At 70.5% G+C, this 23,536-nt stretch carries 22 protein-coding genes and 1 pseudogene; 9 read left to right on the forward strand and 14 right to left on the reverse strand.

Annotated elements, in window-relative coordinates; genetic code table 11:
* Nucleotides 1–149 precede the first annotated feature (149 nt).
* Nucleotides 150–824, forward strand: a complete 675-nt coding sequence (locus AB0D18_RS03785) for a hypothetical protein (RefSeq protein ID WP_362412246.1) — start codon at nt 150–152, stop codon at nt 822–824.
* Nucleotides 825–913: 89 nt separating this feature from the next.
* Here the strand turns inward: AB0D18_RS03785 and AB0D18_RS03790 are convergent, their stop codons facing one another.
* From AB0D18_RS03790 to AB0D18_RS03800, 3 genes are all read right to left on the reverse strand, one after another.
* Entirely contained in the window at nt 914–1,648 is a 735-nt protein-coding gene (locus AB0D18_RS03790) for a DUF5063 domain-containing protein (protein ID WP_362412249.1), read from the reverse strand.
* Nucleotides 1,641–2,240, reverse strand: coding sequence for a recombination mediator RecR (recR, locus tag AB0D18_RS03795; protein WP_362412252.1), 600 nt, complete (start codon nt 2,238–2,240; stop codon nt 1,641–1,643). The genes AB0D18_RS03790 and recR overlap by 8 nt, the downstream gene beginning before the upstream one ends.
* A gap of 113 nt (nt 2,241–2,353) precedes the next feature.
* On the reverse strand, nt 2,354–2,689 hold the full coding sequence (locus tag AB0D18_RS03800; RefSeq protein ID WP_362412255.1) for a YbaB/EbfC family nucleoid-associated protein: 336 nt from the start codon (nt 2,687–2,689) through the stop codon (nt 2,354–2,356).
* Between the two features lie 326 nt (nt 2,690–3,015).
* Here AB0D18_RS03800 and AB0D18_RS03805 point away from each other — a divergent pair, with 326 nt between their 5' ends.
* Nucleotides 3,016–3,810, forward strand: coding sequence for an SLATT domain-containing protein (locus AB0D18_RS03805; RefSeq protein WP_362412258.1), 795 nt, complete (start codon nt 3,016–3,018; stop codon nt 3,808–3,810).
* 317 nt (nt 3,811–4,127) lie between these two features.
* On the opposite strand, the gene AB0D18_RS03810 is transcribed toward AB0D18_RS03805, so the two are convergent.
* The 3 genes from AB0D18_RS03810 to AB0D18_RS03820 all read right to left on the reverse strand — a co-directional run bounded on the left by AB0D18_RS03810 (nt 4,128) and on the right by AB0D18_RS03820 (nt 7,093).
* Nucleotides 4,128–4,775 carry a hypothetical protein gene (locus AB0D18_RS03810; protein ID WP_362412261.1) on the reverse strand — a complete coding sequence of 216 codons (648 nt, stop codon included), beginning with the start codon at nt 4,773–4,775 and terminating at the stop codon, nt 4,128–4,130.
* Nucleotides 4,776–4,881: 106 nt separating this feature from the next.
* Nucleotides 4,882–5,619 carry a GntR family transcriptional regulator gene (locus AB0D18_RS03815; RefSeq protein ID WP_362412264.1) on the reverse strand — a complete coding sequence of 246 codons (738 nt, stop codon included), beginning with the start codon at nt 5,617–5,619 and terminating at the stop codon, nt 4,882–4,884.
* Nucleotides 5,620–5,731: 112 nt separating this feature from the next.
* Complete coding sequence (locus AB0D18_RS03820; RefSeq protein WP_362412267.1) at nt 5,732–7,093, reverse strand: aspartate aminotransferase family protein; 1,362 nt, start codon at nt 7,091–7,093, stop codon at nt 5,732–5,734.
* A gap of 359 nt (nt 7,094–7,452) precedes the next feature.
* Here AB0D18_RS03820 and AB0D18_RS03825 point away from each other — a divergent pair, with 359 nt between their 5' ends.
* Complete coding sequence (locus AB0D18_RS03825; RefSeq protein WP_362413407.1) at nt 7,453–9,648, forward strand: protein kinase; 2,196 nt, start codon at nt 7,453–7,455, stop codon at nt 9,646–9,648.
* Between the two features lie 198 nt (nt 9,649–9,846).
* On the forward strand, nt 9,847–12,573 hold the full coding sequence (locus tag AB0D18_RS03830) for an RICIN domain-containing protein (RefSeq protein WP_362412270.1): 2,727 nt from the start codon (nt 9,847–9,849) through the stop codon (nt 12,571–12,573).
* 59 nt (nt 12,574–12,632) lie between these two features.
* On the opposite strand, the gene AB0D18_RS03835 is transcribed toward AB0D18_RS03830, so the two are convergent.
* The 4 genes from AB0D18_RS03835 to AB0D18_RS03850 form a co-directional block, all read right to left on the reverse strand.
* Complete coding sequence (locus AB0D18_RS03835) at nt 12,633–13,025, reverse strand: hypothetical protein (RefSeq protein WP_362412273.1); 393 nt, start codon at nt 13,023–13,025, stop codon at nt 12,633–12,635.
* Nucleotides 13,022–13,285, reverse strand: a complete 264-nt coding sequence (locus tag AB0D18_RS03840; protein ID WP_362412276.1) for a hypothetical protein — start codon at nt 13,283–13,285, stop codon at nt 13,022–13,024. The genes AB0D18_RS03835 and AB0D18_RS03840 overlap by 4 nt, the downstream gene beginning before the upstream one ends.
* A 142-nt stretch (nt 13,286–13,427) precedes the next feature.
* A complete protein-coding gene (locus AB0D18_RS03845; protein ID WP_362412279.1) occupies nt 13,428–14,420 on the reverse strand; it encodes a hypothetical protein in 993 nt (330 codons plus the stop codon).
* A gap of 170 nt (nt 14,421–14,590) precedes the next feature.
* Complete coding sequence (locus AB0D18_RS03850; RefSeq protein ID WP_362412282.1) at nt 14,591–14,998, reverse strand: hypothetical protein; 408 nt, start codon at nt 14,996–14,998, stop codon at nt 14,591–14,593.
* Nucleotides 14,999–15,135: 137 nt separating this feature from the next.
* Here AB0D18_RS03850 and AB0D18_RS03855 point away from each other — a divergent pair, with 137 nt between their 5' ends.
* Both AB0D18_RS03855 and AB0D18_RS03860 read left to right on the forward strand, forming a co-directional pair.
* Nucleotides 15,136–15,981 carry a helix-turn-helix transcriptional regulator gene (locus AB0D18_RS03855; RefSeq protein WP_362412285.1) on the forward strand — a complete coding sequence of 282 codons (846 nt, stop codon included), beginning with the start codon at nt 15,136–15,138 and terminating at the stop codon, nt 15,979–15,981.
* The gene (locus AB0D18_RS03860) at nt 15,978–16,220 is read left to right on the forward strand and encodes a DUF397 domain-containing protein (RefSeq protein WP_362412288.1); all 243 of its coding nucleotides are present in this window, start codon (nt 15,978–15,980) and stop codon (nt 16,218–16,220) included. The genes AB0D18_RS03855 and AB0D18_RS03860 overlap by 4 nt, the downstream gene beginning before the upstream one ends.
* 253 nt (nt 16,221–16,473) lie before the next feature.
* Here AB0D18_RS03860 and AB0D18_RS03865 read toward each other — a convergent pair whose 3' ends face one another.
* The 4 genes and pseudogenes from AB0D18_RS03865 to AB0D18_RS03880 all read right to left on the reverse strand — a co-directional run.
* Nucleotides 16,474–17,496, reverse strand: coding sequence for an SGNH/GDSL hydrolase family protein (locus AB0D18_RS03865; RefSeq protein ID WP_362412290.1), 1,023 nt, complete (start codon nt 17,494–17,496; stop codon nt 16,474–16,476).
* 495 nt (nt 17,497–17,991) lie between these two features.
* A complete protein-coding gene (locus AB0D18_RS03870; RefSeq protein ID WP_362412294.1) occupies nt 17,992–18,183 on the reverse strand; it encodes a hypothetical protein in 192 nt (63 codons plus the stop codon).
* Nucleotides 18,184–18,355: 172 nt separating this feature from the next.
* Entirely contained in the window at nt 18,356–20,482 is a 2,127-nt protein-coding gene (locus tag AB0D18_RS03875) for an SH3 domain-containing protein (RefSeq protein ID WP_362412297.1), read from the reverse strand.
* A gap of 421 nt (nt 20,483–20,903) precedes the next feature.
* Nucleotides 20,904–21,131 (reverse strand): annotated as a pseudogene (locus AB0D18_RS03880) (fatty acid--CoA ligase); the annotation flags it as partial.
* Nucleotides 21,132–21,454: 323 nt separating this feature from the next.
* On the opposite strand from AB0D18_RS03880, the gene AB0D18_RS03885 reads away from it, so the two are divergent.
* Genes AB0D18_RS03885 through AB0D18_RS03895 form a run of 3 tightly spaced genes read left to right on the forward strand, consistent with a single transcriptional unit; the run spans nt 21,455 to nt 23,392 of the window.
* Nucleotides 21,455–21,688, forward strand: coding sequence for a hypothetical protein (locus tag AB0D18_RS03885; protein WP_362412300.1), 234 nt, complete (start codon nt 21,455–21,457; stop codon nt 21,686–21,688).
* Nucleotides 21,685–21,807, forward strand: a complete 123-nt coding sequence (locus AB0D18_RS03890; RefSeq protein WP_362412303.1) for a hypothetical protein — start codon at nt 21,685–21,687, stop codon at nt 21,805–21,807. The genes AB0D18_RS03885 and AB0D18_RS03890 overlap by 4 nt, the downstream gene beginning before the upstream one ends.
* Nucleotides 21,808–21,859: 52 nt before the next feature.
* Nucleotides 21,860–23,392: a serine/threonine-protein kinase gene (locus AB0D18_RS03895; protein ID WP_362412306.1), complete on the forward strand. Its 1,533-nt coding sequence runs from the start codon at nt 21,860–21,862 to the stop codon at nt 23,390–23,392.
* Nucleotides 23,393–23,536: the final 144 nt, after the last annotated feature.

Here is a 23,536-nt window from a genome sequence, read left to right on the forward strand (position 1 = left end):
CGTCGTCCTGCCTGCTCGACGGGGATGCTGCCCCACTCCCGGGTGCGTACGCGGAAGGTGTGCCGGCTCACACGGAACCGGGGACGGGGACGGGGCGTCACACCGCAGTCACAGGAACTCCACGCACCGCCCCTGCCCTGGAGGAAACCATGAACAGACGCGGACGTACATCGGCCTGCGCCGTCCTCGCCCTGCTCGCAGTCACCACCGCCTGCGGAACCGACCCGGGCTCCGGCCGGTCGGACACGGCACGGCCGGAGCCCGGCGGCGTCCGGGCCTGCCCCACCGGCGACCTGACGTCGCGGGCGCTGCCGACCGTGGACGGCACCCCGGCGAACACCCCCGAGGCACGGGCCCTGGCGGAGGCCGTCGACCCGCCCAAGCGGGGCACCGGGGCGAATGCCGCTTACTACGACACGTACAGCTCCATGACCGTCGACCAGCCGGTCGGCAGGGTCGCCCTGTGCGTCACCGACCTGGACCGCGGCCGGGCCTGGGCGGCGGCCGTGGCGAAGGCGCACCCCAAGGTCGACGTCTCGCGGCTGGATCTGTACCGGGGGCGCTGGTCGGCGAAGGAGGTCGAAGCGGCGAGCGAGCGCATCTGGCGGCACCAGAAGCAGTACGCCTTCCCGATCCGCACGACGGGCCACGACGGGGCCACCGGCCTCACCGTCGGCACCACCGCCGCAGGGGCGAAGTCGAAGGACTTCCGCGAACGGCTGGCCCGGGACGCTGGTCCGGTGGCGGTGCGGGTCGAGGCCGTGGACGAGCTCCGACCGGCCGACGGCGGCGACATGTCCATGCCTACGGCGAAGAGGCACTGAGCGGTACGAGGGCGAAGGCGCACTGAGCGTTACGAGGCCGGGGGCGCGCCGCTCGCTGCGGCGCGCCCCCGTCCTCGTAACGCTGCGTACTACGTCGTCTTGAGCCCCAGCGGTCCCGCGATCTCTTCCAGCATCACGCGGCCCGCGGCCTCCTCCAGGTCCTTCTCGCCCAGGTCCTCGTCGGTGTCCAGGCCGTCCAGCTCCTGGAGGGGCTGGTCGAGGCGGACGTGCGCGACGAGGGACTGGAGGGCGCGGAGGGTCGCCGATGCGGTGGAGCCCCAGTTGGAGAAGTACGAGAACTGCCACCACCACAGGGCCTCGCTGGTGCGGCCCGCGCGGTAGTGGGCGAGGCCGTGCCTCAGGTCGGTCACCACGTCGGCGAGGTCGTCCGAGATGCGGCAGGGGACGGGCGCCTTGCGCGGCTCGTACGGGTCGAAGACCTCGGAGTAGACGTCGATGGGCTCCAGCATGCGCGCGAACCTTATGCGCAGGTCGTCCACGTCCGGCTCGGGCCCGAGGTCGGGCTCGTACCTCTCGTCCGGGACGATGTCCTCGTGGGCGCCCAACCGGCCGCCCGCGAGGAGGAGTTGGGACACCTCCAGGAGCAGGAACGGTACGGCACTGTCCGGCTCGTCGCCCTTCGCCACTTCCGTGACGGCGAGGATGAAGCTCTCGACCTGGTCGGCGATCTGGACCGCGAACGAATCGGGTTCCTGGTCCGGCAGCCGCTCCCGCGAGGCCGCGTACTTCTGCGCGGCCTCCTGGTCCAGCCCGGTCGCCTGCCCCTGTGTGGCCGCGCGCATGGTCTCGGTGACGTCAGACATCCAGCAATCGTCTCCCCTCGAAGGCACGCCCGAGCGTGACCTCGTCGGCGTACTCAAGGTCTCCCCCTACAGGAAGACCACTGGCCAGCCGAGTGACCTTCAAACCCATCGGCTTGATCATTCGTGCCAGGTACGTGGCCGTGGCCTCGCCCTCCAGGTTCGGGTCCGTCGCCAGGATGAGCTCGGTGACGGCGCCGTCCGCGAGGCGGGCGAGCAGTTCCCTGATCCGCAGGTCGTCAGGGCCGACGCCCTCGATGGGGCTGATCGCACCGCCCAGCACGTGGTAGCGCCCCCGGAACTCACGCGTCCGCTCGATCGCGACCACGTCCTTGGACTCTTCCACGACGCAGATGACACTCAGGTCGCGGCGCGAGTCGCGGCAGATGTTGCACCGCTCCTCCTGCGCGACGTTCCCGCACACCGCGCAGAAGCGGACCTTGCTCTTCGCTTCCAGCAGTGCGTGCGCGAGCCGGCGGACGTCCGTCGGCTCGGCCTGGAGGATGTGGAAGGCGATCCGCTGCGCGCTCTTGGGACCGACGCCGGGCAGCCTGCCCAACTCGTCGATGAGGTCCTGAACCACGCCTTCGTACAACGGATTGCCTTCCCTGCTTCTTGCTCGGTGCTACTTGGCTTCTTGCTCGGCGCTGTTTGGTACGTACGGTAGTTGCTGCGGAGGCCCGTACAGAAGGGCTTGGCGCCCGTACGTCAGAACGGCAGGCCCGGCATGCCGCCCAGGCCCTGGGTGAGCGGGCCGAGCTTCTGCTGCTGGAGGGTCTGTGCGTTCTCGTTCGCGGCCTGGACGGCGGCGACGACGAGGTCCGCGAGGGTCTCCGTGTCGTCCGGGTCGACGGCCTTCGGGTCGATCACCAGGCCGCGCAGTTCGCCGGAGCCGTTGACGGTCGCCTTGACCAGGCCGCCGCCGGCGGTGCCGTCGACCTCGGTCCTGGCGAGCTCCTCCTGCGCCTGGGCGAGGTCCTGCTGCATCTTCTGGGCCTGCTGGAGCAGCTGCTGCATGTTGGGCTGGCCACCACCGGGGATCACGGCATGTCTCCTACGGGTCGGTCACTACAGGTCGGTCAATCCGAGCCTACGTGGTCGCCCGACGGCCTGCCCCGCACCGTACGAAGTGACTCTTTCGAGTGAGAGGGCCCGCACTCCCCTCCTGATCACGGCCCCCCTACGGGGGGAAATACCGGGACAACGGCCACATGGCCCGCCGTTCGCCGGTAGGAAGGGCAAGCGCACCCGTACGGAGCAGTTTGCCGCTACGCCGCCAGGATCGTAATCACAGCCGATCCCAGAGCCGGATCGCAGAGCAGATCTCAGCGCCGATCTTCAGAGCCGATCCCAGAGCAGAGGAGTGCCCGGTGAGTCAGCCGGAGATGCAGCCCGAGGGGCCGCCGGCCCGGCACGACGCCGGACCCGGGTCCGGGTCCGATTACGGAACCGACGCCAGTGACGACTGGGGCTGGGACCCCGAGGACCTGGCCGGGCGGCCCTTCCCGCTCGGCGACTGGGGCGAGCCGGCGGAGCGGCTGGACGAGCTGTACCGGTGGGTGGAGGCGGGGGCGCTGCGCACGGCCCGCTGGTACCTGGCCGACCGCGGCTGGAAGCGGCGGGGGGCGCGGACGCTGCGGATCGGTGCGGCGGCGGGGGTCCTGATCGGCGCCGCGCTCCCCCTCCTGGACCTGACGGAGGCGGTGCCGGGCGGGGCGGGCTGGGGCTATCTGGCCCTGCTGGTGGGCGCCGCGTGCGTGGCCTGCGACCGGTTCTTCGGGCTGACGTCGGGGTGGATGCGGGACATGGCCACCGCGCAGGCGGTGCAGCGGCGGCTGACGGCGCTCCAGTTCGACTGGGCGTCGGAGAGCGTACGGGAGATCCTCGGGCCGACGGAGGGGACGGCGAGCGAGGCGGCGGAACGGTGTCTGGGGGTCCTCCGGCGCTTCACGGAGGACATCACGGAACTGATCCGCGTCGAGACGACGGACTGGATGGTCGAATTCCGCTCCGGCCCGGCGCCGCTGGTCATGCAGACCCTGGGCGCGGCCCCGACGACGACGCCCCGCCCGGAGGGAGCCGCGGGGCACCCGAGCAGGGTGCCACTGCCACCGGGGACCCGGCCGAACATGCCGAGACAGAGGCCGCCGGAGTCGCCGCGGTAGCGGGGGGGGCTGGGGGGCTGCCTCAGCCCGTCCGGCGTTTGAACGCGCGGCGCAGCGGATGCGGTCGCGAGGGGGCGCGGTCTGCGTGGGGCCGCCCCCTTGCCCACCCGTCCCGCCCCCGGGGGGCGGCCCCGCTGCCCAAGGAGGCTAAGGGGCTAAGGGGCGGCTTTTAGGGGCGCGGGGAACTGCGCGATCAGCCACGACGCACCCGCACGACGACCACCGGCCCCACTGCCCAAGAGGGCTAGGGGCGAGGGGACGGGCGGGCCCGGTGCGCGAGGAGGGCTGGGGGGCGAGACGACGGGCGGCCTGGTCGGTTAGCTGAAGACGATCATGGAGCCTTGGCCGAGGCTTCGGGTGGCCGCCGCGTGCAGGCCCAGCCAGACGTGGCGTTCGCGCGCGAAGGGGGACGGGTCGGAGGGGCCGGGGGCCGGTTCCTCCAGTGACGTGGGTCCGCTGGGCGGGAGGGGAGGGGCCGGCGGATTCGCCGGGTCGATGCCGATCGCCGGCGCGACGTACTCCAGTTCACGGAGCAGCCCCTGCGCCGACCCCAACGGACCGCTCCCCGCCAGGAGTTCGTCACTGGAGAGCGGGACCGGGAAGTCCACCGGGACGTACGCCCCCGCATGGTCGTAGTGCCAGACGAGATGCGACTGCAGCGCCGTCTCCTCGAACATTTCGAGCAACTGCTCGTAGTCGCCGCCCAGTTCGTCGACCGGCGTCACCGCAAGACCGCGCACCTGGAGCAGGTATGCCCGGCGCAGGAAGTGCAGCGCGTCGTAGTCGAAGCCCGCGACCGGGGCGACGTCACCGGAGAGGCCCGGCATGTACGGGAAGATCGGGACCGTCGGCAGACCGGCATCGGTGAGTGCCTTGTCGTACGCCGCGATCTCTTCGGCGAAGGGGTTGTCGGGGCTCTGGCACAGTACGTCGACAAGGGGCACCAGCCACAGGTCACAGGCCAAGGGGGCTCCTCCACGGTCCGAGGCGTCTACAACAACGACCGGCCCCGTGGTCGGCGACCGGTCCAGGCAGCGTAATGCCATGTGTGCGCGGCGCGAAGACCGCCGGTCAGACCTGGTTCCCAGAAGCGGCGGAAGCAGCGGAAACAGCGGCAGCGGCAGCGGCAGCAGCAGACGCCGCCAACCGGTCCGCCCACGCCAGCGCCACCACGTCGTGCGCGGCCAGCACCTCGTACACCGCCTCCTCGTCGCAGCGGGCGAGCGCCGTGACGACCTCCTCGTGGCCGCTCCACAGGCAGCCGGAACCACTCAGGTCGCGCTCCGCCCGCAGGTGTGGGACGGAGAACACCCAGCAGCGGACGCGCAGTTGGTGCAGGAAGGCCGCTATGTGCGGGTTGCCGACCATCGCGGCGAGCTCTTGCCAGAACCGCAGGTCGTACCCGATGAGGACGTCCAGGTCCCCCGCCCCGGCGGCCCGCGACGCCTCTTCCGCCCGGCGCCGCATCACCGCGAGCCGGTCCGGCGCCAGGTCGCTCGCGGCGACCGCGAGCCGGTGGTGGATGCCGTCGACGACGAGCCCGCGCGCCTCGACCATGCCGCGGAACTCGGCGACGGAGTACTCGCGGACCTTGAAGCCCTTGTGCTGGTCGGATTCGAGCAGCCCTTGCGCCGCGAGGTCCACGAGGGCCTCGCGCACGGGGGTCGCGGACACTTCGTACTGCTCGGCGATCTGCCGGACCGTGAACGCCCGGCCCGGCTCCAGCCGCCCGGCGAGAACCTCGTCACGCAGTGCGTCGGTCAGCTGCTGCCGCAGGGTGCTGCGGTTCACCGTCCGGCCAGCGGGCATCGCGCTCCCCCTTCGTCCGCTCCGGACACCCTATGGGGCGCCCGGAGCGGTACAAGAGGGGGGTTACCCGGCGTATCGCCACGCCGGGCGGGTCAGCACGTACGCCGACGCGCTACACCGTGTGCTCGTCCGCCACCGTCAGCGCCTCGTCCAGCGCCGCCAGACCCTCCTTGGCCTCGGCCTCGGTGACGTTGCACGGCGGTACGACGTGCGTGCGGTTCATATTGATGAAGGGCCACAGGCCGTTCTTCTTGCACGCGGCGCCGAAGGCGGCCATCGGGGCGGCGGCCGCACCGGTCGCGTTGTACGGGACCAGCGGCTCGCGAGTCTCGCGGTTCCTGACCAGCTCCAGCGCCCAGAACATGCCCGTGCCCCGGATGTCGCCGATGCTCGGGTGGCGCTCGGCGAGGTCGCGCAGGCCCGGCTCGATCACCGTCGCACCGATGTGGGCGGCGTTCTCGACGACCTTCTCGTCCTCCATCACCTTGATCGTGGCGACCGCGGCGGCGCAGGCGAGCGGGTGGCCGGAGTACGTCAGCCCGCCCGGGAAGGCGCGCTTCTCGAAGGTCTCCGCGATCTCCGAGGAGATCGCGACGCCGCCGAGCGGCACGTAACCGGAGTTGACGCCCTTCGCGAAGGTCATCAGGTCCGGTACGACGTCGTGGTGGTCGGCGGCGAACCACTTGCCCGTACGCCCGAAGCCCGCCATGACCTCGTCCAGTACGAAGACGATCCCGTACCGGTCGCAGATCTCGCGCACGCCCTTGAGGTAACCGGCGGGCGGCGTCATGATCCCGGCCGTGCCGGGCACGGTCTCCAGGACGATCGCCGCGATCCCGGCAGGACCCTCGAAGGCGATCGTGTCCTGAAGGTGCTGGAGGGCGCGCGCGCACTCCTCCTCCTCGGTCGACGCGTAGAACGCGGACCGGTAGAGGAACGGCGCCCAGAAGTGGACGGTCCCCGATGACCCGTTGTCGGAGGCCCAGCGGCGCGGGTCGCCGGTGAGGTTGATCGCCGTGTTCGTCGCACCGTGGTACGAGCGGTAGGCGGCCAGCACCTTGTGGCGGCCGGTGTGCAGGCGCGCCATGCGGACGGCGTTCTCGATCGCCTCCGCGCCACCGTTGGTGAAGAAGATCTTGTCGAGATCGCCGGGGGTGTGCGAGGCGATGAGCCGCGCCGCCTCCGACCGCGCCTCGACGGCGAAGGCCGGGGCGAAGGTGGTCATCGTGGCGGCCTGCTCCTGGATCGCCGAGACGACCTTGGGGTGCTGGTAGCCGATGTTGGTGAAGACGAGGCCGCTGGTGAAGTCGAGGTAGCGGTTGCCCTCGTAGTCCCAGAAGTACGAACCCTCCGCACCGGCGACGGCCAGGGGGTCGATCAGGCCCTGAGCGGACCAGGAGTGGAACACGTGCGCCCGGTCGGCGGCCTTGACGGCTGCGCCCTGCTCCGGGTCGGGGGCGATGTGAGGGGTCATGGGGGGAGGGTAGGGAGCCGTGGGTGGGATCCACCATGGCCATCCTGTACGGGTTGGGGCGCACGGTTCGGCAGGGTGTCGACCCCTTTGCCTCCCGGGGGGGGCGGGTGGGCGTGCGGGTGCGTTGCGGCTGGTCGCGCCCACGAAATGCATGGCCCGCGCGGAGAACTTCAGCCCGTCCGGCGTGTGAGGACGCGCGGCGCGGCCGTGCACCGGGCGCAGCCCGGGACGACAGTGGCACCGAAGTGGCACCGACAGTGACCGAACGGTAGCGCGCAGCGGACCCGATTGTCGTACGGCGGCACTATCCTCGGGCCATCGCCGGCACATCGGGGGAGGGTGGCGCAGCAGTCATGGCCATGGAGAAACTGGGGCCCTCGGACCCCCAACGCATCGGCGCCTACCGCCTGTTGGCCCGTCTGGGAGCAGGCGGCATGGGCCAGGTCTATCTCGCCCGCTCCGACCGGGGGCGCACCGTCGCCGTCAAGCTGGTCCGTCGTGAGCTCGCCGAGCAGGAGGAGTTCCGTTCCCGCTTCCGGCAGGAGGTGCAGGCCGCCCGGCGCGTCGGCGGCCGGTGGACCGCACCCGTCCTCGATGCCAACACCGAGGCCGAAGTCCCGTGGGTGGCAACGGGTTACGTCGCCGGGCCCACCCTCCAGCAGGTCGTCTCGGGCGGTCACGGCCCCCTCCCCGAACGCTCCGTGCTGGTCCTCGCGGCCGGCCTCACCCACGCCCTCCAGGACATCCACTCCGCGGGCCTGATCCACCGCGACCTCAAGCCCTCCAACGTCCTGGTCACCATCGACGGCCCCCGCGTCATCGACTTCGGCATCGCCCGCGCCCTCGAAACGGTCACCGACAGCGGCCTGACCCGCACCGGCGCCCTGGTCGGCTCGCCCGGCTTCATGGCCCCGGAGCAGATCCGCGGCGACCGCGTGACCGCCGCCTGCGACGTCTTCTGCCTCGGCTCGGTCCTCTCGTACGCCGCCACCGGCAAGCTTCCCTTCGGTACGGCGCACAGTGGTGTGCACGCGCTGATGTTCCGCATCGCCCAGGAGGCGCCGGACCTCTCGGAAGTCCCCGAGAGCCTCCACGACCTGATCCGTGACTGCCTCCAGAAGCCCCCGGCCGCCCGCCCGACCCTCGACCAGCTGCTGACCCGCACGGGTCCAGGACCCACCCCCGGCGACCCCTGGCTCCCGGCCAGCCTGGTGGCCCAACTGGGCATCCACGCCGTGCAGTTGCTCGACCTGGAGAACCCCACCACCTCCTTCGCGACGGACGCCGTCCCACAGCCGAACGCGACCGGCGGCGGGCCCGGCGGCGGGCCCGGCAGCAGCGGTGGCGGCACCGCGAGCGGCTCCGGCACACCGCACGCCCCGGCCGCACCCGGCGAAGCGACTCCCCCGGCCGCACCGGCCGGCCCCAGCAACGCGAACCCCTACGTCAAGTCCGTCCCCGAGGCGACACCCCCACCCACACCCGGTCGCGACGGCCAGGGCAGCCAGAGCAGCCAGGAAGCCACTCCCAGCACTCCCGGCACTCCCAGCACTCCCGCCTCACCGACGCCCACCTCCGCACCCGCCCCCGGCACTCCCCCGCCGCCCGGCGCTCCGCACCATCCCGGCGGAGCCGCCGGTTCCGGCGGAGTGCACTTCATGCCCACCTACATCGTCCCGCCCCAGCCCGGCGCACCGGACGGCCCTGGCACCCCCGACCAGCCCCCCGCCCCCGGCACCCCCCACGGCCCCGCCCAGAGCCACCCCCTGCCGCCCGCCAACCCCAACCCCAACGCCACTCCTTACGGCTACCCCAACTCCCCCACCCCGTACGGCCATTACGGCTATCCACAGGGCGCCCCTCACGCCCCCCACTCCCCCCAGGACCCGTACGGCTACCCCACCCCGCCCGGCAGCTACGGCTACCCCCCAACCACCGGCCCCAGCACGGGCACCGGCGCCGGTGGCCCCACGCCCCGCCCCCGCTCCTCCCGCTCCACCCTCGCCCTGATCGCCGTGGCCCTGGTGGTGGCCATCGGCTCCGGCGGTGCCGTCTACGCCTTCATGAACAGCGGCGACGACACGAAGAGCTCCGACAGCAGCAGCGCCGCCTCCCCCGGCCACACCGGCGACGGCAAGTCCCCCACCGAGCAAGGCGGTTCCGACGCCCAGGGCCCCACCGACCCTGACCCCACCACCGACACTCCCACCACCGAAGCTCCCACCACCGGGACCAGCGCCATCCCCTCCGGTTTCCTCGGCACCTGGAGCGGCTACGTGAACGGCGACCCCCGCGTCCTCACCCTCAAGCAGGGCAAGGTCGGCGACCCCGTCCTCTCCCTCGTCGCCGACGGCCCCTCCTACCACTGCCTCTTCGAGGCCCGCCTCAGCTCAGCCCCCGGCGCCTCGGGGCCGCTCAGCATCTCCTCGTCGATCGTGGTCACCGGCCCCGCCGCCTCCTGCCGCCCCGGCAAGGAATCCACGATCGTCCTGCTCCCGGACGGCTCCCTCCGCCGCACCACCCCGGACGGCAAGTCGGTCACGTACACCCGTTAGAACCTGCCCGACGGCTCCCCCCGTCATCAGCGGCGGCGCGACGAGTGGCCCGTCGCGGCGAGTGCCCCGCAAAGGAGTTTCCGGTTCGCGGCAACCCTTTGGTGCGCCTGTGACCACAGGGAAACGGATCCGGTCATGCCGACGGCAGCTGGGATCCGCGTTCCCTCTGGTGAATTGCGCGCAAGGAGACCACCCCCCATGAACGACCCCACGAGCGGCAGGCACCGCGGGCCGAACGACCCCACGCAGGGCAGGCGTCGCGGGCGTCACCGCCGTCGCTGGACCGCCACCGGTCTGCTGGTCGGCGTGCCCGCCGTACTCGTTCCGTATCTTCTGTTCGCGCAGGAGGACTCGCAGGCCGCGCCGGTCGACGGTGAGGCCTACTACCAGCTGGTTTCGGTGCGCAGCGGCAAGGTGCTGGACGTCGACGCCTTCTCCACCGCCGACGGCACCCGCATCCAGCAGTGGACCAACCAGAACACCGCCAACCAGCAGTGGAAGCTGAAGCCCACCGGCGACGGTTACTACGAGCTGGTGAACCGCAACAGCGGCAAGGTGCTGGGCATAGCGGGCAATTCGACCGCCCAGGCCGCCGCCGCTGAGCAGCAGACCGACAGCTCCGCCACCTCTCAGGAGTGGCGGATCGACGACGTGAGCGGTTCCGACGCCGTCATCTTCACCTCCCGCAGGAGCGGCCAGGTCCTGGACGTCGCCGGAGGCTCCACGGCCGACCGCGCGGCAGTCACCCAGTACCCCGCCAGGGGCAGCACCAACCAGCAGTGGCGGCTGGTGAAAACGGCCCCGACCCAGGGGAACGGGACCGGCGGGACGCAGAACGGAACCGGCGGCGCGCAGACCGGAACCGACGGTGCGCCGACCGCAGCCGGACCGTACACGTGGAAGAACTCCCAGGTGAACGGCGGCGGTTACGTCACCGGACTGGTGTTCAACCCGAGCGAGAAGGGCCTGCAGTACGCCCGCACCGACATGGGCGGCGCCTACCGCTGGGACACCGCGGCCAAGCAGTGGATCCCGCTGACCGACTGGGTCGGCGACAAGGACTGGAACCTGCTGGGCATCGACTCGCTGGCCACCGACCCCGTCTCCCCCGAACGCCTCTACCTCGCGGCGGGCACCTACACCAACCACTGGGCGGGCAACGGCGCGCTGCTGCGCTCCACCGACCGGGGCCGCACCTTCCAGCGCACCGAACTGCCCTTCAAGCTGGGCGGCAACGAGGACGGCCGCGGGGCGGGCGAACGGCTCGCGATCAACCCCTCGGCCCCCGGCAACCTGCTGCTCGGCACCCGAAAGAACGGCCTGTGGCGCAGCGCCGACCACGGCGTGACATGGAGTCAGGTCTCCTCGTTCCCGGTCAAGGACGGGGCGAGCAGCGGCGCGGGCATCTCCTTCGTGACGTACGGTCCGGCCGGCAGCAGGACGGTCTACGTCGGCGTCGCCGACAAGTCCACCTCGCTGTACCGCTCCGACGACGGCGGCAGCACCTGGCAGGCCGTATCCGGGCAGCCCACCGGTCAGATGCCGCAGCACGGCGTGTTCTCCGGCGACGGCTCGCTGTATCTGACGTACACCAACAACGTCGGGCCCAACGGCGTGACGGCGGGCTCGGTGTGGAAGTACACGCCGAGCGGCGGGGCGTGGCAGGACGTCTCCCCGTCCAAGGGCAGTTACGGGTTCTCCGGTCTGGCCGTCGACCCGCAGAAGCCGTCCACGGTGATGGTCACCACCCTCGGCCGCTGGTGGCCCCACGACGAGATCTACCGGACCACCGACGCGGGCAACTCCTGGAAGGCTCAGACCGAGAAGTCGGTACGGAACGCCTCCGCCGCTCCTTACGTCGGTACCGCCACCGGGCACTGGATGACCGCCCTGGCCATCGACCCCTTCGACTCCGGTCACGTGATGTACGGCACCGGCAGCGGCATCTGGCGCAGCACGGACGCCTCCGCCACCGACAACGGCGGCACCAGCCACTGGGCCGTGGGGTCCCGGGGCCTGGAGGAGACCGCGCTGATGGACGTGGTCGCCCCGCCCGGCGCCGCCAACGCCACCGCCATCACCGCGATGGGTGACCTGGGCGGTTTCCGCCACGACTCCCTGACGACGGTGTCCGCCGGACGGCTGGAGGACCCGATGATGATCACCAGCACCGACCTCGACTTCGCGCAGTCCAACCCCGCGCTGATGGTCCGCGTCGGCCGGGGCGGCGCGCAGGACGGCGCCTACTCCACCGACGGCGGCAGCAGCTGGACCGGCTTCACGTCGGAACCGGTGGGCAGCGCCGACAGCGGCCAGGTCGCCCTGGCGGCGGACGGTTCCGCGATCGTCTGGACCGAGGCCGGCCAGGCCCCGTACCGCTCCACCGACCGGGGGGCGAGCTGGTCGAAGGTCGGCGGTCTGGGCACCGGCGCCGTGGTCGTCGCCGACCGTTCCTCGGCCAGGACCTTCTACGCGCTGGCCGACGGCAAGCTCTACGCCAGCACCGACGGTGGCGCGACCTTCGCCGCCCGCGCCGCCAACCTGCCGACCGGCCGACTCGCGGCCGTCCCCGGTATCGCCGGTGACCTGTGGATCTCAGGCGGGGACAAGGGGCTGCTGCACTCCACTGACGGGGGCCAGACCTTCACCCCGCTCAGCACGGTGAAGTCCGCCTCCGCGCTCGGCTTCGGCAAGGCCGCACCTGACGCCAACTACCAGGCCCTGTACCTGATCGGCACCGTCAAGGACGTCACCGGAGTCTTCCGCTCCACCGACCGGGGCGCCACCTGGCTCCGCGTCAACGACGACGCCCACCAGTGGGGCAACATCAGCGGCACCGGCGTCATCTCCGGCGACCCCGACACCTTCGGCCGCGTGTACGTCGGCACCAACGGACGAGGCCTCCAGTACGGCGACCCGTCCTGACCCCACCCCCCGGCCGGGGCCGCAGGCATCACGGCCTGCGGCCCCGCTACCACGTCACCTCACGGCAGCCGGATCGTCCGCACCAGCGGCATGTCCGCGTACAGCTCCGGCTCCACCGTCACCACGGGACGGCCGTCCGGCCAGTCCAGGGTCGGGCGGGACAGGTAGACCGCGTGGCCGAGCGCCATCTCGACCCCGTCCCTGAGCAGCGCGCCCAGCGCCGAGGCCCCCGCGAAGTCCAGCCCCACGATCTCGGCGGCGGGCAGGGCTCCCACATGGTCCGCGATTCCCTTGCGCATGCCGTCCGCCGTCGCCAGACACACGGCGGGCACGTAGACGTGCCGGGTCGGCCCGTGCTCGGTGTTGGACAGGAACTGCGAGGCGAGCCGGTTGCCCCGGCCGAGGGCGAGCAGGGCGGACTCGTCGTAGACCACCGCAACGGACCGGGTCACAGGCTGTCCACGGGCCGACCGGCCTCCAAGTCCTTCCAGGCCTGCTCGGCCCGGTCGTGGTCCTCGTCCGTGAGCGTCACGCCGAAGTGTGTCTCGCAGTACGCCTTGGTCTCTTCGTACCGCTTGCGCAGTTCCTCGCGGGTCGGCGTGGCCCCGGCCAGCTCGGTCAGCAGGTCGCGCATCGTCATGCCACGCTCCCTGGCAAGCACCATGAGACGGTCGCGGACAGCGGGGTCAACCTTGATCGTGGTGTCGGCCATGAGGACAGTATACCTTCGGTATACCACTTCGGGTGGAGCGAGCAATGTGGTCACGAGGACCCCTCTCATTCTCTGGATTACCTGATTCCGCCGACCCGGATCCGGGCCGGAAGTCCATGGGGGCAGGGCAGCCCCGCGCGCCCTACACCGACGCCGGTACGCCGCCCAGGCCCCGCATCGCTGCCCGCGCCGCCGCCGCACCCTGCTTCGCCGACTCGATGAACCCGAGTACGCCCTCGGCCACCGGCACCGGTTCGCGGTCGTCCGGCCTCCTGTCCCGGGCCCGCTTGCACGCCGAGCAGTAACGGCCCGCCAGCGGCAGCACCGCCCCGCACTCCCCGCACGTATGCCGGGGCCTCGGCTCAGCGGGCCGCGCCGCCGCCACCGGCGGCGGACACTTCAACCGCAGCCGCCCCGCCAGGAACTTCGGCACCGAGTACACCGGAGTCGGCAGCCCCGACGTCAGCACCCGCCGCAGCACCGACTCGCTCATCCCGCCGTCCCAGCACGCCACCACCAACGGCGCCAGCTTCAGCGCCTCGCCCACCCCCAGCGACAGCGCGGACTCCTTCTCCCCCAGCCCGTGCAGGAACCGCGCGGCCCGCCCGATCCGCCCCTCCGGCCCCTCCACCGCATCCCATTCGGCGCGCCGGGCGCGAGCATCGCGCTGCGCCTCCGCGCCCGTGCGCCCGCCGAAGAAGGTTGGTTCTTTCTCCCGGGTACTGGAAACCAAAGGTTTCTGGCCCGGCGCGGGGGATGCCTCGTCACCGGAGGCCCGGTTCCAGCCACTTTCGGGTTGACTCGACGTATCCGGTTCGACGGGCTCCACCGCGTCCTGGTCGTACGGGTGATCGAACACCTCGTATACGGTGCTGAGTTCGCCGGTCTCGGGATCCTTGAGCACTGCCCGCCTCAAGTACCGGGCTTTCTCCAGGTCACGCAGCGCGGTGGCGACCCTGGCCCGCCCCTCGGTCCGCATCGCGGCCAGCGAACGCACGGATGCGCGGGCGCACTCGGGGAGGCTGATGAGGTACAGGAGTAGGCCCGCCGCGCACCAAGAAATGCTGCGGTCCTGAGCCAGGGCGTTCTGAACGATGGAAAAAGCGCGCGTGGGCGCGGTACGGTGAATCTGCATCGGGAGGGTTTGCTCCTGGTGTCAGGCCCCCGGGTGCGCTAACACCGCGGGGGCCGATCTATGAAAGTTTTGTCGCTGCCCATTACGCGACCATCAACTCCCCTCTGCGCAAGCTCACTTGATTCTTTCCACCCATTAGGGTGACGCGGCGCCTTCAGGGTTACGAGGGCCTAGACCAGCACTCCTTCCGCCACGCACTTCAGCAGTACCGGATGCACGAACCGGTCCTCCCCGATGGGCGGGCGCCACCAGGCAACGGGCCACGTCTCACCACTGAGCGCGGGCACTGGTACGTAACTCACCTTGCCCGGCCCGGAGTTGAAGGTCGTCACTCCACGAGGCCAGGGCCGGAACGACGTACTCCCGGCCGGCACCAGGAAGTACACGGCCCGCACCCCCTTGCTCTCCACGACGATCGGGCCCGGGTCCCCGCCGGTCATCGCCTCCAGCGTCTCGGCGACGCGTCGGCCCTCCTCGCCCTCGATGCGTACGGCATCGAATTGCACGCCTGCTTTGCGGAGTTGGAAGCCGGAGGCGGGAATCCAGCCGATGTTTAGTTCACGACTTTGCGTATCCACGCTGACAGCTTGATGGGGCGGGGCTTACGTTTTCCATAGGTGCCCGAGAACGGTTGAACAATCCGGATCCCCGTTGAGGTCGGTTGAATTTCGCGGGCACTGGTTGAAGCTGGTTGAGGCTGGTTGAGAACGAATTGGTGGACGTGGTGGCTAGTTCAGACAACAAGGAAACGGCAGGCCCGACGGCACGACTGGTAGCGAAGATGGTCATCGCCATCAGGAAGCAGAAGGGCTGGTCACAGGTAACTCTGGGCAACGAGCTCGGCTACACAGGGGCGGCGGTCAGCGCCCTGGAGACGCTCGCCCAACCACCCAGCGACGCGATGCTCTTGAGGCTGGAAGAGGTACTGGGGGAGGGCTCGGGCTTCTTCAGGGATGCGATGATCGCGATCCGGCGCGAGAGGTACCCAACCGAGTTCCAGGCGTTCGCGGACCTGGAGCGGGAGGCCGTGTCGCTGCACATCTACTCGATGCACGTGATCCACGGGCTCTTCCAGTCGGAGGAGTACATGCGCGCGCTCTTCAACGGAGGCTCCCCGCTGAACTCTTCAGCCCGAGTGGAGGAGCTGGTGGTAGGACGCATTGCACGAAAGCAGCTCTTGGACCGCGAGCCGATCGCCATGATCGAGATCATCATCGAGGAGGCAGTCCTCTCTCGCACCATCGGCAACAAGGCCGTCATGCGAGGTCAACTGCTCTACCTCATCGAGTGCGCCAAGCGCCGAAATGTCACTGTGCGGGTGCTCACGCTGAATAGTGGCGATGAGGGCGAATACGCGGGCGACCGAGGGCCGTTGACCTTGATCGAAACCCGCGAACACGAGCATCGGGCATACATGGAAATCCAAGACATCAGCATGCTGATCGATGACGCCACAGCGGTGAGTACCTACTCTCAGAGGTATGCGAAGATCCGGGAACAGTCCCTGAGTCCTCGTAAGTCATTGAGCTTCGTAGAACAGTTGGTGGGAAAACTTCCATGAACAACACCCTCCGGTGGTTCAAGTCGAGCTACAGCAGCAGCAGCGGTGGCGAGTGCATCGAGGTCGCCTATGACTGGCACAAGTCCTCTTACACCAGCCCCTCGGGCCAGTGCGTAGAGGTCGCCACCTGCCCCCGCGCCATCCACATCCGCGACTCCAAGGTGTTCGGCGGCCCCATCCTCACTGTCAGCAGCGCGAGTTGGGCCGCATTCGTACAGGACACGGCGACTGGCCACTGACCCGCCCGAGCGAACCGCACACCTCATGCGCTGCGTGAAACGACCTCACATGAACGGTTGTCCGCCCGGCGGGTGGGGTGCTGCGTGACCCGCAACTACCGCAAGAACTCCGCCTCCCGGCAGTACGTGAACACCTAGGTCCGTCCGCGCTGCGTGGTGAGGCCCCAGGTCGGCGCGGACCTGGGGCCTCGTTCAGTAGCAGGTGACGCACGTCAGGGCATGGGTCATCCGGGTGCGGGGCCGGGTGGCCCGGTCAGCGGTTGAGGACTTCCTCGATCTTGGTGGCCACGCGCTCGGCCTGGATGTCACGGCCCTTCTCGTTGGGGTGTGCGTACCACGGGATTGGCTGGTTGAGGAATTCGACCTTGGAGTTCTCCAGCAGGCCGCCGATTCCCCGGTTGACGCCGTCGCACGCCGTGTTGCTGCCCGTGTGGTCGTAGAGGTCCACGAAGTCGGCGCCTTCGTCCTCGGCGGCTTTCTTCATGACGTCGTCCAGCCGCTTCTGGGCCTGGTCCAGGACGGGCAGTGCGCCCTGGGGGATGTCGGCGAACGGCAGTTCCGTCTGGCCGGGGGCCGCCTTCAGGCACTTGGCCGTGTCCTGGGGCACGAGCCGGGGGTAGCCGACCAGAACGCGCTGGGCGCCCGGGGAGCGGTAGCTCGTGCGCAGGAGCATCTCCTCCAGCTCGTACTCCACCTGCTCGAACTGGTTGTCCAGCCACGCCTTCCCGTCGCCCGACGTGAGGAAGTTCCGGCACTCGCCGGCCGGTGAGTCCGCGTCCACTGGCTCTCCGGGCAGCAGAGTCCGGGCCCGGAGCTTGGCGGAGCACTGCTTGAGGATGCTGTTGAAGCCCAGCGTGTTGCCGCCCATGCCGCCCACTACCAGCTGGGTGTCGTCCTTGAGCGCGTCCTGCTGTGCCGGCACCGTCCCGCCGCCGAGCACCGGCTGCTCATTCCCGAAGTGTTCGATGAGTGCGCCTCCGCAGGAGACGTCCGAATGGACGTTGAGCGTGATGTCCTTGTCCGCCAGGCGCCGGGTGGCGACGGCGGGATAGTTCTCCGCGGCCTGGACGCACCCGCCCCTCTCACTGTCCTGGTCATTCACGGGAGCGATGCCGAAGTTGGCGGTGTAGGAGTCGCCGAAGAAGACGGTCGTCACCGGGTCGGCGGGCGCCGCGTCGGCAGTTCCTGCCGGGACGGCGAGTGCCAGGCAGCTGCCCAGCGCGGCGGCCGCGGCGGCCAGCCGTCGTGCCCGTGGAGTGGTCGTCCTCTTACGCATGGCCGAAGGCATGCCTGTGCCCTTTCGTCGGGATCGCAAGGTAAGTGATCAAATCGTCACCGTCAGTATTCATACACATGCGGAACGCGATATTCCAGGACTGTGGACCACAACCGGGCGTTCTCGGCCAATCCCTGCACGTCTGCCCATCTGGCCTGGTCAGGACGGGCGTATGACCGACGAGCCGGGTCCGATCGCGCCCCGGAGGAGGCGGGCCGGTGGGCGGACGACCACCGGAGATCAGGCTCAGGCACAGCTCTCAGACGGAAAGCGGCGCACCCACCAGTGGACGAGGGGAGGAGTGAGGAGGACGCTGCATCGGAGAGGGGCCCTTTCGCGGGAGGGTACGAAAGGAGAGTCGGGCAGGCCGGGGCCTCGACCGTGCAGGCACGTACAACGATCGCCCAGCCGCATCAGCGGGTATGCCGACCGCGGACACCTCCACCCACGGGCTCCTGGGCTCCGGACGCACCCACCCACGCACCGTGCGGATGCTCAGCAACGGGGCCCCATCTTCGCGGTGTCCAGCGGCAGTTGGGCCACCTGCATCGCCGGCGCCGTCCAGTCCCGCCAGAGCCCGCAGCGTGCGCGTATTGCGGCCGCGTGGGCCAGGTCGTACGGATACAGCTTGTCGGGGCTCGCGGTGACGACCGGGAATGAGCCGAACGCCATCCAGTCGCGGATCATCCCGAACTGCTCCTGAGTGGAAGGACGTTGGGCGGCTTTGCCCCACGGGGCTCGTCACAGGATCTGGTGGGGCTGTCCTGGGCGGGTGCGAGGCCAACGGCAACGGCCTGAGCAGGCCCTAAGGGGGCCTGCTCAGGCCGGGTACTTCTGTGGCGCCTTCAGGCACGCGGTCTTAGCAGTACGGCTCGATCGCGCCGACGTTGTTGGCCCATCCGGCGGGGATCCAGCCACGGCCGTCGGAGAGCTTGTACCAGCGCGGGTTGCCCCGGATACGCGTGGAGTTGACCTTGCAGGTGATGTTCACGACCCGGCCCCGTGGCAGGGCGCCGACCTTCTTGTAGCCGAGCCCAGGGCCGCTACGGATGATCAGGCTGCCAGGGATGACCCGTGCCCGGTACGGTCCGACCTTGCCGTTGCCCCCGTTGCCCCTGTCTCCCTTGGGACCTCGATCGCCCTTGGGCCCCCGGTCACCCTTCGGTCCTGCCGGGCCGGGGGCACCGGCATCGCCCTTGTCGCCCTTGTCGCCCTTGTCGCCCTTGGCACCCGCGGGTCCCGCGGGTCCCGCCGGACCCGCCGGACCCGCGACACCAGCATCGCCCTTGGGACCCGCGTCGCCCGTCTCCCCCTTGATCCCTGCCGGTCCCGGGGCACCAGCATCACCCTTGGGGCCTGCGTCGCCCGTCTCCCCCTTGATCCCTGCCGGTCCCGGGGCACCAGCGTCACCCTTGGGGCCTGCGTCGCCCATCTCCCCCTTGGCCCCTGCCGGGCCGGGGGCACCGGCGTCACCCTTGGTACCCGCCGGGCCCGGGGCACCAGCATCACCCTTGGGGCCTGCGTCGCCCGTCTCCCCCTTGATCCCTGCCGGGCCCGGGGCACCAGCGTCACCCTTGGGGCCTGCGTCGCCCATCTCCCCCTTGATCCCTGCCGGGCCAGGAGCACCGGCGTCACCCTTGGGGCCTGCGTCGCCCATCTCCCCCTTGGCCCCTGCCGGCCCCGGGGCACCAGCGTCACCCTTGTCGCCCTTGGGACCCACGTCGCCCGTATCGCCCGTATCGCCCTTGGGACCCGCGTCGCCCGTATCGCCCGTATCGCCCGTATCGCCCTTGGGGCCTACCGGACCTACGTCACCCATCTCTCCCTCGGCTCCCACCGGACCTGGGGCACCATCGTCACCCTTGTCACCCTTGGCCCCTTCCGGGCCGGGCGCACCATCGTCACCCTTGGCACCCGCCGGACCCGAGACACCGGCTTCGCCCTTGTCTCCCTTGGCACCCGCCAGACCCGGGGCACCATCGTCACCCTTATCGCCCTTGGGACCCGCGTCGCCCGTCGCCCCCTTGCTACCTGCGGTACCGGGGGCCCCCGTATCGCCCTTGGGCCCTGCCGGACCAGCGGCACCGACCTCCCCCTTGGCACCCGCCGGACCCGCGGCACCAACAGCCCCTGCATCACCCTTCGGCCCTGCCGGACCAGCGGCACCAATCTCCCCCTTGGCACCTGGCGGACCTGCGGCGCCAACGGCACCCGCATCACCCTTGGGCCCTACCGGACCAACGGCACCGACCTCCCCCTTGGCACCCGCCGGACCCGCGGCACCAACAGCCCCTGCATCACCCTTCGGCCCTGCCGGACCAGCGGCACCGATCTCCCCCTTGGCACCTGCCGGACCCGCGGCACCAACAGCCCCCGCATCACCCTTGGCACCCGCCGGACCCGGAGCACCCACAGCACCCACAGCACCCGCATCACCCTTCGGCCCTGCCGGACCAGCAGCGCCCGTCTCCCCCTTGGCACCCACCGGACCGGTCACGGGTGTGGCGACGGCGAATGGGACGGGGCTGCCGGTGTAGCCGGTGTCGATCTTCCAGGACCCGCCGTCCAGCGTGGTGCCTTCCGGGGCGCCGTCGGCGACCTTGACCGACACAGCAACATTGGTACGCGTATTGGCCTCGAAGATGTACCCGCGCGCCGCGTCCGGGGTGCAGGTCATGGTCCGGTTACCGTCCGAGAGGACGCACCGCAGGCTCCCCGGGCCGTTGTTCCAGTAGTAGCGGGCCTCCGTGAACACGGTCGACTGCGGCGCGGTGAACACGAACAAGCCGATGTCTGCCGAGCCCTGCCCATTCGTCGCGACCATCGTGACCCGGCCGGTACTGCCAGGAGCGATCGACGGGACGTAGGGCTGGCTGAACGTGATGTTGCTCTTGTCGGCGAAGGCGGGGACCAGCGGCACCATGGACAGTGTTCCGGTCGCCAGGGCCACGATGGCCACAGCTCGTCTGCAGGATACGAAGGACACGTACGGGATCTCCTATCGGAAAGACCGAATCCACAGAACTTCGATCAGGACGGGCCGCGCAGACCGGGCCAGGGTGCGAACAGTTGACCCGTAAATCGGTCTGCTTGATATGGAGACACGCTCCCGTTCTCACAACATCACTGACCTGGCTGCAAATGGCCGACCGAAGCCGGTGGTGCGGGGCAGTTCAGGTGGCGGTCGCTGCCCGAAGTCGGGCGCCGTGCCTCGTCGGGCTGTTCCTGGGTGGCGCGTGACCGGAGCAGATTCTTGTCCGGTTTGCCCACGGCGGTCAGCGGCAGTTGCCCGGCGAAGGTGAGGTGCGTCGGTTCGTACATCGTGCCGCGCTGCTCGCGGACCATGGTTCGGAGGCAGTCCGCGTCCACTCGGCCCCCGGGGCCCGGACTACGACCGCGTGCACCCGCAGGCTGGAGGTGTCGGTGCGGTCCGCGTCCGGGTGGTCCATGAGCCGGTACAGCCGTGGCGGCAGCAGGTAGAGGTGGGTGATGCGTTCGCGTTCGATCGCGGCGAGCACCTGGCCGGGGCCGAAGTCCTCCAGCAGGACCACGGTGCGGCCGACGGCCAGCAGGTAGTCGGCGACCAGCCCGGCGGCGTGCGCGAGGGTGGTGGCTGCCAACTGCCGGGGCGGGTCAGCCTCTTCCTCTCCCGACGTACGGTGCGGGAGGGACGAGGGCCACGAAGCCTTGGCCGCGGCGCTAGGTTGGCGCCGTGCATCCGATTCGATTCGAGGCCGTCGAGGCCTCGGGCCTTCACGTCCTCCACTACCTCCACTACCTCCACTACCTCCCGGGTGACGATGTGCCCGTGTCCCGGAACTGGCGCGGACTTTTCCGGGAGTGGCCCGGAGAGGAGACGCCGTTCTCCGAATGGGCCGTGAACAACTGCCACTTGGAGGAAGCCGGCCGAGGAACTGACCGCCGGGGCGCGGGACAAAGGCTTTGTGCCCTGCGTGCCGTGCTGTCCGACAGCTCGTCGGAGGTCACGGTCTTCGCGGTGGCCCCGGGAGCCGAGCGGTTCGCGCAGCTCGTGGCCGCGCTGCGCGCGCCGGAGGAACGGCCGGTACTGGCTGAAGTCCTGGGTGGCGAGGGCGTGTTCGTCGACCTGACGCTTGGGACCGACCTGGGAACGTACGACTCGGTCAGCGTGGCTTCGCAGCGCGGGACCCCCGGCCCCGGATCGCCGATGTGACCTCGGGCTGTGCGCGCCGGATCGAGGCGTACGAGCGGGAGTTGCACGAGATCAGCGGTGTTCCGGACTTCCTGCGGGCCATGCGTGAGCTTGCGGGTGTGGAGCTGGACGGCCGCTGAGGCATCACTGGTCCACGCCGCCCCGCAAGGCCGGCCCGGCTATATTCCGTCCGTGGACGACGATCACGGGCACGGGAACGGGAACGGGCACGGGGATGGGCAGGGGCTCGGGCAACTCCTCGCGGGCAGATACCGGTTGACCGGTCTGCTCGGTCAGGGCGGCATGGGTGCGGTGTGGCGCGCGCACGACGAGCAGCTGGGGCGGGAGGTGGCCGTGAAGGAGTTGCGGCTCCCCGCGCATCTGGGGTCCGCGGAACGCGCCAACTGGATCGCCCGGCTGGACCGGGAGGCGCGGGCCGCCGCGCGGCTCAAGCATCCGGGGATCGTGACCGTCCACGACCGTATCGCCGGTGCGGACGGACTGCCCTGGATCGTCATGGAGTGGGTGACCGGCGGGTCCCTGGACGACCTGCTGCAAAACCAGGGCCCGCTGTCCCCGCAGCACGTCGCCGACATCGGGCAGCAGGTGGCCGCCGCGCTGAGCGCCGCGCACCGGATGGGGATCACCCATCGGGACATCAAGCCCGCCAACATCCTCCTTGAGGACGGGCGGGCCGTCCTGACCGACTTCGGGATCGCGGCCCTGGAAGGGGACGCCACCCTCACGGCCACCGGAATGATCATGGGGACGCCCGCGTTCATGGCACCCGAGCAGGTGCGGGGGCTTCCGGCCACCGCCGAGTCCGACCTCTGGTCGCTGGGTGCCACGCTCTACACCGCCGTGGAGGGGCACCCTCCGTTCGCGGGTTCGGCCCCGAGTGCCGTGCTGGTCGCCGTTGCGACGGAGGCCCCCGCCCCCGTCGTACGGGCCGGGCCGCTGGCCCCCGCGCTGGAGGGCCTGCTCCGCAAGGATCCGGCCGCGCGGTCGACCATGGAGGAACTGCGAGCCCAGCTCGGCCAGTTGACGGACCAGCGGCCCGCACCTCCCATCTCCCCCGCACCCCCCATGCCCCCCGCACCTACCGCGTCCCCCGCGTCCCCCGCAGGTCCGGCGTATTCACCCACGGCCCGGGTGCAGCCCCCTACCCAGCCCTCTGCCCCGACCCCTGCCCCGCCCCCCTCGGGCTCGGCGCAGTGGCCCACGGCCCCTGCGGGGACGCCCGCCGTGCCGCGCCGCCGGATATCCCGTCGGGCCGCGCGGATCGGCGCGACAATGCTGCTCGTTGCGGTCGTGTCGACCGTGTTCGCGCTGTACGCAGCGCGGGAAACAGCCGAATACCAGGACCGTCTGCGGGCAGCCGAAAACATGGGCAGCCCGTCGGGCTTCACCGTGAAGTCCAAGACCCCTGCCGACAACAACCGGGTGACAGTGGTCTACCAGGGAGGGCCCGAGCAGCAGGGCGACCCCCTGACCGCGAACAAGAAGGAGCGGGAAGCGGTGGAAACCTGGCTGCGAGTGATGCCCGGCGTCGAAGGGATCGGGGACCCCGACAGGACGCCCGTGTGCATGTTCGCGCCGGACGGCTGCGAGTGGCCCGTCCGCCTCAAGGACGACTACACCGATCCCGCCATCGTCCACGCACAGCTCCAGACGCGGGGCGGCAGGTACGAACTTCAGGTCGAGGTAGGCCGCCCGGCTGACTGAGCGCGACGGCCGCTTCGATGCGCGCGTTCACGGCCTGGACGGCCCGTTCCAGGGCATCGCGGCCCAGGGTCTGCATCGAGGAGTAGCAGTGCTGGACCTGGCCCCTGGAGACGCCCGCCTCCTCGGCGACCTTCCGCAGCCTCA

Origin of the sequence: Streptomyces sp. NPDC048442, from assembly GCF_040651475.1 — a bacterium.
GTDB lineage: Bacteria > Actinomycetota > Actinomycetes > Streptomycetales > Streptomycetaceae > Streptomyces.